The organism is Shewanella sp. SW1, from assembly GCF_025653545.1.
GTDB lineage: Bacteria > Pseudomonadota > Gammaproteobacteria > Enterobacterales > Shewanellaceae > Shewanella > Shewanella oncorhynchi.
The window spans coordinates 137,763-150,304 of the sequence record NZ_JAKKSG010000002.1; the positions used below are offsets into that span (position 1 = coordinate 137,763).

11 protein-coding genes are annotated in these 12,542 nt (G+C 46.9%); all 11 read left to right on the forward strand.

The window, feature by feature from the left end:
- The 11 genes from L5M71_RS02465 (at window position 1) to L5M71_RS02515 (ending at window position 12,518) form a co-directional block, all read left to right on the forward strand.
- Entirely contained in the window at window positions 1–645 is a 645-nt protein-coding gene (locus L5M71_RS02465; protein ID WP_263206255.1) for a DUF4381 domain-containing protein, read from the forward strand.
- Entirely contained in the window at window positions 639–1,658 is a 1,020-nt protein-coding gene (locus tag L5M71_RS02470; RefSeq protein WP_131525283.1) for a vWA domain-containing protein, read from the forward strand. The genes L5M71_RS02465 and L5M71_RS02470 overlap by 7 nt, the downstream gene beginning before the upstream one ends.
- Window positions 1,658–3,673, forward strand: coding sequence for a VWA domain-containing protein (locus L5M71_RS02475; protein WP_263206257.1), 2,016 nt, complete (start codon window positions 1,658–1,660; stop codon window positions 3,671–3,673). The genes L5M71_RS02470 and L5M71_RS02475 overlap by 1 nt, the downstream gene beginning before the upstream one ends.
- On the forward strand, window positions 3,667–5,388 hold the full coding sequence (locus L5M71_RS02480; protein WP_263206259.1) for a BatD family protein: 1,722 nt from the start codon (window positions 3,667–3,669) through the stop codon (window positions 5,386–5,388). The genes L5M71_RS02475 and L5M71_RS02480 overlap by 7 nt, the downstream gene beginning before the upstream one ends.
- 72 nt (window positions 5,389–5,460) lie before the next feature.
- Window positions 5,461–6,024, forward strand: a complete 564-nt coding sequence (locus L5M71_RS02485; RefSeq protein WP_006085483.1) for a sigma-70 family RNA polymerase sigma factor — start codon at window positions 5,461–5,463, stop codon at window positions 6,022–6,024.
- Window positions 6,017–6,721 (forward strand): DUF3379 domain-containing protein, encoded by a 705-nt coding sequence (locus tag L5M71_RS02490; RefSeq protein ID WP_263206261.1) that lies wholly within the window; start codon window positions 6,017–6,019, stop codon window positions 6,719–6,721. Before L5M71_RS02485 ends, L5M71_RS02490 begins: the two co-directional genes overlap by 8 nt.
- Window positions 6,722–6,878: 157 nt before the next feature.
- Window positions 6,879–8,330: a sodium/proline symporter PutP gene (gene putP / locus L5M71_RS02495; protein WP_263139137.1), complete on the forward strand. Its 1,452-nt coding sequence runs from the start codon at window positions 6,879–6,881 to the stop codon at window positions 8,328–8,330.
- A gap of 353 nt (window positions 8,331–8,683) precedes the next feature.
- The gene (locus L5M71_RS02500) at window positions 8,684–9,979 is read left to right on the forward strand and encodes an OmpP1/FadL family transporter (protein WP_173244015.1); all 1,296 of its coding nucleotides are present in this window, start codon (window positions 8,684–8,686) and stop codon (window positions 9,977–9,979) included.
- A gap of 102 nt (window positions 9,980–10,081) precedes the next feature.
- Window positions 10,082–10,468 (forward strand): VOC family protein, encoded by a 387-nt coding sequence (locus L5M71_RS02505; protein WP_173244012.1) that lies wholly within the window; start codon window positions 10,082–10,084, stop codon window positions 10,466–10,468.
- Between the two features lie 143 nt (window positions 10,469–10,611).
- Window positions 10,612–11,328, forward strand: coding sequence for an SIMPL domain-containing protein (locus L5M71_RS02510; RefSeq protein WP_113940700.1), 717 nt, complete (start codon window positions 10,612–10,614; stop codon window positions 11,326–11,328).
- Between the two features lie 176 nt (window positions 11,329–11,504).
- Window positions 11,505–12,518, forward strand: coding sequence for an efflux RND transporter periplasmic adaptor subunit (locus tag L5M71_RS02515; RefSeq protein ID WP_263206263.1), 1,014 nt, complete (start codon window positions 11,505–11,507; stop codon window positions 12,516–12,518).
- The last annotated feature ends 24 nt before the right edge of the window (window positions 12,519–12,542 follow it).

The window sequence follows — 12,542 nt, forward strand, 5'->3', positions numbered from 1 at the left end:
ATGGATCCAGCAACAGTGAATTCAGAAATAGCAAATCCACAGGCAACAGTACCTATGCCTTCTACGGCGTCAAACCCAGCCCTTGCACAACTGCAGGATATTATTCATCCCGATCCGATCGGCGCTTGGCCTTGGGCAATCGGTTATTGGCTGGTTTTAGCACTTGTGATTGCCCTCATCACACTCTTAGTTATCTGGCTAAGAAAACGCGACCGTGACTTAGCGCCAAAAAAAGCCGCTAAACAGTTACTCAATCAGCTCGATAGACAAGCGACTTCCTATGCCTCTGACGTCAACAGCCTATTAAAGCGCACCGCCATGACTTACCTCAGCAGAGAAGCGATAGCCTCCTTAGATGGCGAAGCTTGGGCGGCTTGGTTAGACAGCTATTTACCTGAGCATAAACGCCAACGTATCGGCCCCTTATTAGCAAAACGCCATCAGGCAACGCCATTGACCTTAGCTGAAGCCAATGAATTACATCAACTCGCACAGGCTTGGTTGGCATCGAAAGCAAAACTGAGTACGCCTGAGCCGACTCTTGTTTTAGCTAAGGGCTACGTTCAAGCTAGTGGCGACGCTCGAGCTAAAAGCCAAGCGCCAACCCAGCAAACTGACACTGAAAAAGCGGAGGCACAATGTTAACAATTGCATGGCCTTGGCTATTGATATTATTGCCTTTACCTTTGATTTTTTGGCGCCAACACACAGTACAAGTGGATGGTGGCCGGCTGCAATTACCCGGAATAAGCCAAACGGGTAAACAAAGCTTAGCGGCCAATACGCGTCAGAGCCGCAAACGCTACTGGCTGATGTGGTGCCTGTTAGTGCTCGCTATTGCTCGTCCTCAATGGCTTGGTGAACCTATCGAACTGCCAAGCCAAGGCCGTGATTTGATGATGGCGGTGGATTTATCCGGCAGTATGCAGATTGAAGACATGGTGGTGAATGGCAAAACCGTCGATCGTTTCACTTTAATTCAGCACGTCGTCAGTGACTTTATCGAGCGCCGCAAGGGTGATCGTATCGGCTTGATCCTCTTTGCCGATCACGCCTATTTACAGGCGCCGCTCACCCAAGATAGACGTTCAGTGGCGCAATTTTTAAAAGAAGCACAAATTGGCTTAGTCGGTAAGCAAACCGCCATAGGTGAAGCCATCGCGCTAGCGGTAAAACGCTTCGATAAAATGGACGAGAGTAATAGAGTATTGATTTTATTGACCGACGGTTCTAACAATGCGGGCAATATCGAACCAGAGCAAGCAGCGCAAATTGCCGCTAATCGTAAAGTTACCATTTATACGGTTGGTGTGGGCGCAGATGTGATGGAGCGCCGCACACTCTTTGGCCGTGAGCGGGTTAATCCCTCAATGGATCTGGATGAAAACCAACTTAAGCATATCGCCGACGTCACCCACGGCCGTTATTTTCGCGCCCGTAACAGCCAAGAGCTAGACCAGATTTACCAAGAAATCGATAAACTCGAACCTGTGAGTCGCGACCAGTTAAGCTATCGTCCGCAGGCAGATCTGTTCTATTGGCCGCTGGCACTGGCATTACTGACGAGTCTGTGGATTGCCTTAGGTCAATTGCCACTCTTTGCAGCGCGCCGCGTTAAACCCTCTGTCGCAACCACTTCACAGGGGAACATCAAATAATGAGCCTACATTTTATTCGTCCCGAATGGCTACTCGCCCTAGTGCCGCTAGCTTTAGCCTTGTTGAGTTTATGGCGGCAACACGAGAGCCACAGCGCTTGGAATCGTTATATTGCGCCGCACTTAGCCAAGATATTGGTCACCCAAGGCAATAAGAAATCCCGCCGTCCGTTGCATTTATTAGCCTTAACTTGGTTGATTGCGACCTTGGCACTCGCCGGACCTGCCGTGAATAAACAATCCTTACCTGTGTTTGCCGCAGAGCAAGGCCGCGTACTGGTGATGGACATGTCCGTATCTATGTTCGCCACCGATCTTGCGCCGAATCGGTTAACCCAAGCCAAATTTAGGGCAACGGATCTCCTGCGTAATCTCAAAGAAGGTGAAACTGGTTTAGTCGCCTTTGCCGGCGATGCCTTTACTATCAGCCCATTAACCCGTGATACCGGCACATTACTCAATTTACTGCCGACCTTAAGTCCTGAGATCATGCCCGTTCGTGGTTCAAACTTAGCGGCAGGCTTGACCCAAGCCAAAACGCTACTGGCTCAGGGTGGCCATATTCGCGGTGATATTATCCTGATGACAGATGGCATAACCGCTGCCCAGTTTGATGAGGCTAACTCGGCATTAAGTGGCACCCAATATCGCCTCGCCGTCGTCGCTTTTGGCACTAGCCAAGGTGCGCCAATCCGTCTACCCGATGGACAATTACAACGCGACAGCAGCAACGAAGTCGTTGTGGCCAGCACTGATTTCGCTCTGCTGCAAAAACTGGCCGTGAATAACAAAGGCGTTCTGATCCAGAATCGCACCGACGGTAATGATCTCGCCCAATTACAGCAATGGTTAAGCGATGCTGGCGATGCGAAAGCCACAGATCTTGATGGTGAAACTTGGCAGGATCTCGGTCCTTACCTCGCCTTATTATTACTGCTACCCGCCCTTTTCAGCTTTAGACAAGGAATCGTGGCCAGTGTTGGATTTGTCACTCTTGCTGGCAGCTTACTGATCGCGGCTGCGCCTCAGCCTGCCCATGCCAGTATGTGGGACAATGCCTGGGACAATGTGTGGAAAACCACAGATCAACAAGCGATGCAGGCCTATCAATCCCAAGATTACGCAAACGCCGCTAAGCAGTTTGAGTCGCCCCAATGGCGTGGCAGCGCCCAATACAAAGCCGGTGATTTTGCGCAAGCACTGAAAACCTTCGAGCAAGATAGTTCAGCCCAAGGCCTCTACAATCAAGGCAATGCGTTGATGCAACTCGGTAAACCCGATAAGGCCAAGGAGCGCTATCAAGCCGCGCTTGAGAAACAAGCTGATTTCCCTGCGGCCAAGGCCAACCTTGAACTTGCTGAAAAGTTATTGCAGGAACAGCAACAACAGCAAGGTAAAAACGAGCAACAGGATAAGAACCAAGATCAACAAGGTGATCAGCAGTCTGGCGACCAACAATCCGGTGACCAAAAATCGCAGGATAAACAGCAATCTGACCAAGATAGCGCTCAGAAAGATAAGCAAGATCAAGCGGGACAAGAGCCTCAGGATCAACAGGACGATGCCGACGCGGATCCAAGCCCTGAGCAGCAAAAAACGGATGAGCAACAGTCTGAGCAAGATAAGCAAAATGGCAATGCTCAGGATCAGCAGGATGAAGCCAAGCAGCAAAATGGCGAGCAGGATGCGCAGGAAAATGAGCCTGCAGACAATGAAGCTAAGATGCAAGCGCAGGCTAAAGCCGATGCTGAAGAGCAAAAGTCAACTGAGCAAGAAAAGCAAAGCGTTGCCGCCAAAGAAGCTCCTGAGCAAAATGCGCAAGATAAACAAGAGGCTGCTATGAGTGAATCGGTCGAGGCACCGCCAACCAATAGCGAGCCACTGCCCGCAGAAATGCAGCGAGCACTGAGGGGCGTGAGTGAAGACCCGCAAGTGTTACTGCGCAACAAGATGCAGTTGGAATATCAAAAACGCCGTCAAAATGGCCAAATATCAAAGGATAACGAACAGTGGTGACGAGACAATTTTTTATCCTGCTACTCCTTGCCATCGGAGTGGCCCATCCCGCCTTTGCACTTAGCAAAATTGAGGCCTCGGTCGATCGCAACCCTGTGATGGAGGGCGAATACTTTGTGCTCAACATCAGTGTCGATGACGAAGTCGATACCGGAAAGCTTGACACATCCGCACTACTGAAAGATTTTATTGTCGGCCGTACTAGCGTGAGTCGCAGCACGCAAATCATGAACTTCGATGCGGTCAAAGAAACCCGCTGGCAAGTACTGCTCGCGCCAAAACAACAAGGCCAGTTAACCATTCCTGCCTTTAGTATTGACGGCGTCAGCTCATCGCCTATTCCTCTCAAAGTGGTCGAAACCGGTAGCCAGCCCGCGCAAATGAACAATCTGTTCATTGACGCCAAAGTCTCGACCGACGAAGCCTATGTTGGGCAGCTCATTACCTACAAGGTGAAACTCTATCTGGCGGTAGAATTACAAAGGGGCGTATTGAGTGCACCAGTAATCGAAGGCGCACAGATCAAACAAATCGGAGAAGATAGGGATGGTTCAGAGATAGTCGATGGCCGACGTTACCGCGTGATTGAACGCACCTATGGCATCATTCCCGATTTGCCCGGCCAAGTGAATATCAAAGGTGCAACCTTTGCTGGCGATGTGCTGGTAGAATCCCAACGCCGCGGCGGCATGTTTGGCTTTAATGAAAGCCGCCCAATGCAAGCAGGCGCGCCCTCACTGACAGTTCAAGTGAATCCCGCACCAACAAGTTTCCAAGGCCAATGGCTAGTTGCCGATTTAGTGGCGCTAAAAGAAAACTTCCCTGAAGATATTAAAAAGTTTACCGTCGGTAGCCCTATCACCCGCACTATTACGCTGTTGGCTTCCAATGCTGATGAAAATAGTCTGCCTGATATACTGCAAACTCTGCCCGATGAACTCAAGTCATACCCAGAAAAACCCCAGCGGCAGACCTTTGTGCGCGATGCACAAATTGTTTCGCAGTACAGTATTACTTCGGCAATCGTTCCCAGCAAAGCGGGCACCTTTACCTTGCCCGAAATCAAAGTGCCTTGGTGGAATCCGCGCCTTAAACGTCAAGAAACTGCAACGCTGCCCGCACGTACCATCATCGTTGAAGGTGGTGCTGTAAGTGATACGCCAGCTCAACCAACATGGGAAACCAACTCCGCGGCCGATAAAGGCTGGTCTTGGCTAACCACGGTTTTTGCTACGCTATGGCTGGTCACTCTAGTCGCTTGGATTATCACCTTAGTCGCTTGGCGCCGCGCCTTAAAAAATCAAACGACCGCCCCAATTGCAGTAAACTCTTCAATCAGTTCAGCACAATCAGTGACTGCCTCCGGCTTGAAAGGATTAGAGCAAGCCTGCGCCAGTGGCGATGTGAGTCGAATTATGTTGCAATTGCAGCGATATTTCAGTGAGTTACAGCAAACTCCTATGACATTAGATAAGATTGCCGAGCAGTCACCGCAACTGGCTGCAGCGATACAGCAACTGCAAATCAAAGCCTACAGTGCGAAGGCCGATAAGAGCCACCATACTGACAGTGCTAATACGAGCAGTGCGAATTCTAACAATACAAATAGCCACTTAAGCGCCGAATGTACCGCCTTACTTAACGCGGTTAAGACATGTGAGCATAAGAATTCAAACCCAAAATCAGCGCCATTAAGCCCACTGAATCCTAAATAAATGATGATGTTAATGACAAAGAAGCGAGTGCTACCATGCTAAATATTCAGCCAAAAAGCCCAAAGATAAAAAATGTTTGCTAACTGGCGCAAGAAATCCGTCGAGCCCGCGGTCTCTTCTGACATGCTAAGCAAACAACGACGATACAACAGCCTAGTCAAGGCGCTACATGCAGACATTTTCCGCTACGCCTATTGGTTATGCGGCGATAAGCACGTGGCTGAAGACATTACCCAAGAAACCTTCTTGCGGGCGTGGCGCTCTTTGGATTCCCTCAAGGATGATAAAGCGGCGAAAGCTTGGCTGATCACGATTCTTAGGCGTGAAAATGCGCGGCGTTTCGAGCGTAAACAGTTCGATTATTCCGACGTTGAGCAAGATACATTGGAAGACAATATCTCCAATAGCAGTGAAGAGCAGACCGAGCAATATCTGATCCGTCGACAAATTGGCAAGCTGGATATCGAATACCGCGAACCACTCTTACTCCAGCTCATTGGTGGCTTTAGCGGCGATGAAATCGCCGAGCTGATGGAGCTCAATCGCAACACCGTAATGACGCGTTTATTTCGGGCGAGGAGCCAATTGAAAGAATTACTTGAGAAGAATGATGTGAGAGGTCAATCCAATGGATGAGCTTAAATTTAGACGTCAAGCTTATGAAGATCCTCATAATCAAGATGCTGATTTTCTGGCGCAAATTAATGCTAAGCCAGAAAACCAAGCCTTAATCAATGAGCTCAAACACCTTGATGCCAAACTGACAAATGCATTGAAAGTAGAAGTGGCGGACGATCTCGCCGATAAACTGATTTTGCGTCAGCAGTTACAACAACACCATAAACACCGTCGTCAGACGGGCTTTTTAGTGGCGATGGCGGCCTCGGTGGCATTTGTGGTGGGGATCAGTTTTAGTCTATTACGTTTAGGGCCAATCGATTTAGCCGAACATGCACTGGCCCATGTCTACCATGAAGGTGTTGCCTTACAGGTGGATCAAAACGTCAACTTTAATCAGGTCAATGCGCAGCTCGCGTCGATGAAAGACTTTGGCAATGCCAAGTTCACCCAACAACCGGGCAAAGTGTATTACACCTCCTATTGTGATTTTCAAGGGGTGAAAAGCCTGCACTTAGTGCTACAGGGCGAGCAAAGCAAGGTCACACTCTTTATCGTGCCACTCGAAAAACGTATGGTGTTAGACCAAACCTTCGCCGATGGCAAATACCAAGGAATGGGCTTTGAAACACCCGATGCGTTTATTTTGCTTATAGGTGAAGATAAAGCAGACCTTAGCTATATAAAAGACGAAATCAAGAATATATTTATTTAAGTTATTGTTATAAATGATATTTAAAAATCAACCTCCGATATTTTCATGTTATCGGAGGTTAGATTTCAATCACACTTACATCTGCTAATGGGCGCACGTTCAAACATCTGGTAGCATGCTTGCCACTTTTAATAATAACAAGATGGGAAAAGGCAAGATGACGATTGAAACCCCGATTTTAATCACATTTGTTGGTTACTTAGTATTGATGATGGGCATAGGTTTTTGGGCTTACCGTGCTACCGATACTGTTGATGATTATATTTTAGGTGGCCGCAAAATGGGCCCCGCAGTAACCGCTCTCAGCGTGGGTGCATCTGACATGTCAGGTTGGCTGTTACTGGGGTTACCCGGCGCAGTTTACTTAAGCGGCTTAGGTGCAGCCTGGATTGGCGTAGGATTAATTATTGGTGCTTGGCTAAACTGGTTATTTGTTGCCAAACGACTGCGCATTTATACCCAACTCGCCGATAACGCCCTCACTTTACCGGATTTTTTCGAGAAACGTTTCCACGATACCCAAGGCTATCTCAAACTTGTTTCCGCAATCACTATTCTGGTGTTTTTTACTTTCTATGCCTCCTCTGGCATGGTCGGTGGCGCGATTTTGTTTGAGAAAGTCTTTGGGCTTGATTACACCGCAGCCCTCGTGATTGGCTCGGCCATCATAGTCGGTTACACCTTTATTGGCGGTTTCTTTGCCGTGTGTTGGACTGACTTTTTCCAAGGCAGTTTAATGCTCATCGCCCTATTGATTGTCCCTTTCGCCGTTTTCGCTCACCCCGAAAGCCATGCAGGTATTGAAACGATTGATCCCGCAATGCTGGCATTGGTCAATGACAAAACCACTGCCATCGGCATGTTATCTTTGCTCGCATGGGGCCTAGGTTATTTTGGTCAGCCACATATTTTGTCGCGTTTTATGGCGATAGGCAGTGCCGATGCCCTGCCCTTGTCACGCCGTATTGCCATGAGCTGGATGGTGTTATCTCTCATTGGCGCGTTAGCCACAGGTATCGCAGGCTCGCTCTATTTCGCCAAAGAGCCATTAGCCAATTCTGAAACGGTATTTATCCATTTAGCTCAAGCGGCGTTTAACCCATGGATTGGTGGGCTATTAATCGCCGCTATTTTATCGGCAATCATGAGTACTATCGACTCACAACTCTTAGTCTGCTCAAGTGTCATCACCGAAGATTTCTACCGTAAATGGTTGCGCCCAAAAGCTGATGATCGCGAGCTAATGATGGTAGGTCGTTTAGGTGTACTCGCTATCGCTGTGATTGCAGGTGTGATAGCACTCAATCCTGAAAGTAGCGTACTCAGCCTAGTGAGTTATGCTTGGGCAGGCTTTGGTGCGGCCTTTGGTCCCGTAGTCTTGTTATCCTTGTTTTGGAAGCAATATAGCCGTAATGGCGCTATCGCCACTATTATTGTCGGTGCATTAACTGTGGTGATTTGGAAGCAACTCACTGGTGGCATTTTTGAAGTCTACGAAATCCTTCCTGGGTTTATATTCGCGACTATTGCGGGTATTTTAGTCAGTAAATTCTCTGCTCCAAGTGAAAAAATAACGACAGAGTTCGAACAATTTAAGTCTGCACTCTAATCTAGATATGCTTCCATATGTTTAAAAGCGCACAAGTGTGCGCTTTTTACATTTTGTATCCTTTTAAATACCCTACACACCATTACAAACCGTTAACTTCAATTGAAACCCATAGCAGCACCCAAAGCCCTTCATATCAAGCATCTGGCCAGACCATTCAAGCATACTAAAGTATCACTCTTGTTTTAAAGACTTTTAATTAACTGAAAATTAACATATTTCGCTTCTGGTCGGACTTGTTGAGGGTACATTGAATCCATAAGATGCCGGAGACTAATAAATGGATTTAAATACTTTCGGCGGACTAGGACCGAATAAAAATCCAATACTTATAAAAAATAGAGAGAATAATAATGAAAACATTCAACAAGACACTCATTGCCGTTTCTGTCGCATTAGCAAGCACACAAACCTTAGCTTCAGGTTTTCAACTAAACAGCCAATCAGCAACTGGTATGGGCCGTGCATTTGCGGGTGATGCGGTTATTGCCGATAACGCTTCTGTGTTATCACGTAACCCTGCTGCTATGGCATTATTCGATAAAGATGCGATCTCCTTCGGCTTAACTTATGCCGATATTACTGTTGATGTTAAAGATGTTAACTTTGCCGGTGGTGCCGTTGACTTAGGCAGCATCGATGACGCGGGTAGCTCTAAAATTATCCCTAATATTTTCTACATCCACCCCATCGACGATAAGTTCGCCGTAGGTTTTGCCGCTTTCTCTAACTTTGGTACCGGTACCGATGCCAGCTCACTTTCAAAGAGTTTACCAGCAGGCTCACCAGCACCTTATGATCTGCTTGGCGAAACAGAAGTAACAACGGTTAATTTTAACACCAGCCTTTCATACCGTATTAATGACATGTTCAGTATCGGTGCTGGTATTGATGCCATTTACGGTGAAGGCCGTTTAACCCGTAACATGGGCGCGACACCTCTGGTTGACGTCGACGCTGACGGTTGGGCGTTTGGTGGTATTGTGGGTGCCACAATTGAGTTAGATAAAGACAATCGTTTCGGTATCAGCTACCGTTTCAGCCCAACAGTGAATGTTAAAGGTGATGTTAATACCATTACATCAACCAATATACCAAATGTTGGACAAGTGGCTGTTGCCACCAGTTTTGATAGTTTAGATGTACCGCTAGCGGATATCTTCCAAGTTGCAGGTTTTCATCAAATCACCCCTAAGTTTGCTCTGCACTATACAGCACAGCACACCCAATGGGGTAATTTTGAACAAATCACAGCTAAAGATGGTGTTGCAACCATTCCAGCTGTTGGAGTGACTCAAGCCGTAGGTGATGTTGCGCTGAAAGAATACCAATGGAAAGATTCATGGTTATTCAGCCTAGGTGGCACTTACACAATCAACGAACAATTCACCGTGCGCGCGGGTTATATGCATGACCAAGGCGTTGTGGACGAAATCAGCTCTATTTCATTCCCAGACTCTGACCGTAACTGGTATACAGCGGGTATGAGCTACCACATCAACCCACAAAACACGGTTGACTTTGGTATCGCTTATATTAAAGGTGAAGAAGTTCACCTGATCGAAAACAGCGCAATCGCAGGCCCTGTTAATGCGATTACTGAATCAAGTGGTATGTACTACTCAGTTCAATACAGCTACCAGTTCTAAGATAAATTCCTAACACCAAAGCCGCATTTTTTGCGGCTTTTTTGTATCTTAAGCATTTATTGCCTAAAGTTAATTCATACTCCTGTAAATGCAGCTACGGCTATGGCTAAAGTCATTGGACTCGGTGGAATTTTCTTTAAAAGTGTCGATCCCGTTGCCTTGGCAACTTGGTACAAAACCCATCTTCAAGTCCCTATTGAAAACTGGGGAGGCGCCGCGTTTTATCACACAGATAAATCAACTCTTGGCTACCATGTTTGGACTCCTTTCGCCCATAGCACGGACTATTTCGCCCCCTCAGATAAAGGGTTTATGTTCAACTTTGTCGTTGACGATTTAGAGCAAGCACTCCTACAAGTAGAGCAAGGTGGCGGTCAACCGATTGGTGGTATTGAAGATTCAGAATTTGGCCGCTTTGGCTGGTTTATTGACCCTGATGGCAATAAAGTCGAATTATGGCAGCCAAGCGCCATCCCTCCTGAAAAATAAATGCTTTAAACAGATATTTCAAAACTCATCTCTCAACATAATCTCCTCTGCCTTAAGCGGCATCTATTCCGAATAAACCCAGTGCATGACTGAGGTTTATTCGGTATCGTAGACTGAGTTCATCTAATCAAGAGATTCTTTTTATGGAAAAAAGTAACATCCTTCCTGCCCTGCTGTTAGGTGGTTTCCTTTGCGCTGGACTTGTTTATGTAGGCCAGACAGCAAGCTCAGCACTATTGCAAATGAAAGCCATGGAACGCACTGTCACGGTAAAGGGCTTAGCGGAAAAAGAAGTCAAAGCCAATGTGGCAATTTGGCCAATCAATTTCACTGAGGTCGATAACAATCTGCCTAAACTCTATGAGACGGTTCAGCAAAAAACCGATCGTGTTGTGGCGTTTTTAAAGGAACAAGGCTTTAGCGACAGCGAAATTACTGTCTCTTTGCCTTCAATTGAAGATCGCCAAGCCCAAGGTTATGTCGATCCCAACGTCAGATACCGTTACTCGGCAAAAGTGAACCTATCGGTTTATACCCCACAGATTGATCTCATGCTGAATACCCGTAAACAAATGATTAACTTAGTAAAAGAAGGCATAGCGATCGCCAGTCAAGATTATGATAATCGCACTGAGTTTCTGTTTACTGATCTCAACTCAGTCAAACCTGTCATGGTGCAAGAAGCGACTCAAAATGCCCGCGAAGTGGCTGAAAAGTTTGCTAAGGATTCGGATTCTCGGCTCGGAAAAATTAAAAGTGCGAGTCAAGGCCAGTTCACTATTTCAGACCGCGACAGCAGCACGCCTTACATTAAACAAATTCGCATCGTTTCCACACTAACCTATTATTTAAATGACTAAATTTTAGGCTTAATTTGAAGCTCTGAAGCATGAGGAATAAGGCGCTATAGGCCTTATTCCTTATTCCTAAATTAGGTAAAAACACTACATTAAATTTTTCTAATAAATATTGATTGCCTATTGAAAACAACTCCATTAGAATTTTCTCATAAATTACATCTGGGGTGATATAAGTTATGACATCAATTTCTCGTGCTTTTTTCTTACTGCTGGCACTTTCCAGTACTCAAGCTCAGGCTGCCTCAGTCGAAACCATCGAAGTCTTAAATAAACCCTATCCGAATTGGGTCACCTTAGACGCCACCATTGAAGCAGTAAAAGCGGCGACGGTATCGGCGCAAACCTCTGGTCGTATTGTCAAACTCAACTACGATGTTAACGATGTCGTCCCCGAAGGAGCCGCCCTACTGGAAATTACCAGTAAAGAGCAAGGCGCTGAACTGGCAAGCTTTGAGGCTGATCTAGCCAAAGCGAAGGCTTTAAATGTCGAAGCTCAGGCACAATACAAACGTTATAAAGAGCTATTTCCCCAAGGCGCGATTTCTAAGGGCGCGATGGATGAAGCCACCGCCAATGCTAAAGCAACAGAACAAGCCGTCAGTGCAGCACATGCCCGTGTCATCAAAGCCAACGAATCCTTAAGATACACTGTCGTTTCAGCGCCTTTTAGTGGCATAGTCACTGAGCGTTTTGTCGAACTTGGCGAAACCGTAAGCCCAGGACAAGCACTTCTTTCAGGGTTTTCCGCGAGTCAAATGCGCGCCATTACCCAAGTGCCACAGCGTTACATTAACCAACTTAAAAATTCCCCTGAATTTCTCGTCCGTTTAAGTGATGGCCGCGAATTCACCTCAACTGACCTCACGATTTTCAGTTTCGCCGATCCTGTCAGCCACAGTTATCAAGTGCGAATTAATCTGCCAGAAAATGAAGCCAATCTTCAACCCGGTACTTGGGCAAAAGCTTCCTTTAAAAATGGCGATCGGGAAAAAATCCAACTGCCCGCCTCTGCACTGCTCACAATGAACGAACTAAGCAGTGTTTACCTTAAACAAGGCGAAGCCTTTGTGCTGACCCAAGTCCGTGTCACTGAGCCCTTAGATGGCGAGGTAGAAGTGCTTGCGGGCCTTAAGTCGGGTGACAAGGTGGCCGTTGATGCCTACCAAGTGTTGCTCAGCAAGAAGCAATAAATTCCCTAGCGACTTAAGCTTTGT

Excerpts from the sequence above, each read along its gene's own strand:
- L5M71_RS02475 (WP_263206257.1), top strand. The coding sequence starts at position 1,658 with ATGAGCCTACATTTTATTCGTCCCGAATGGCTACTCGCCCTAGTGCCG.
- putP (WP_263139137.1), top strand. The coding sequence starts at position 6,879 with ATGACGATTGAAACCCCGATTTTAATCACATTTGTTGGTTACTTAGTA.
- L5M71_RS02515 (WP_263206263.1), top strand. The coding sequence starts at position 11,505 with ATGACATCAATTTCTCGTGCTTTTTTCTTACTGCTGGCACTTTCCAGT.
- L5M71_RS02510 (WP_113940700.1), top strand. The coding sequence starts at position 10,612 with ATGGAAAAAAGTAACATCCTTCCTGCCCTGCTGTTAGGTGGTTTCCTT.
- L5M71_RS02465 (WP_263206255.1), top strand. The coding sequence starts at position 1 with ATGGATCCAGCAACAGTGAATTCAGAAATAGCAAATCCACAGGCAACA.
- L5M71_RS02470 (WP_131525283.1), top strand. The coding sequence starts at position 639 with ATGTTAACAATTGCATGGCCTTGGCTATTGATATTATTGCCTTTACCT.
- L5M71_RS02505 (WP_173244012.1), top strand. The coding sequence starts at position 10,082 with ATGGCTAAAGTCATTGGACTCGGTGGAATTTTCTTTAAAAGTGTCGAT.
- L5M71_RS02500 (WP_173244015.1), top strand. The coding sequence starts at position 8,684 with ATGAAAACATTCAACAAGACACTCATTGCCGTTTCTGTCGCATTAGCA.
- L5M71_RS02490 (WP_263206261.1), top strand. The coding sequence starts at position 6,017 with ATGGATGAGCTTAAATTTAGACGTCAAGCTTATGAAGATCCTCATAAT.
- L5M71_RS02485 (WP_006085483.1), top strand. The coding sequence starts at position 5,461 with ATGTTTGCTAACTGGCGCAAGAAATCCGTCGAGCCCGCGGTCTCTTCT.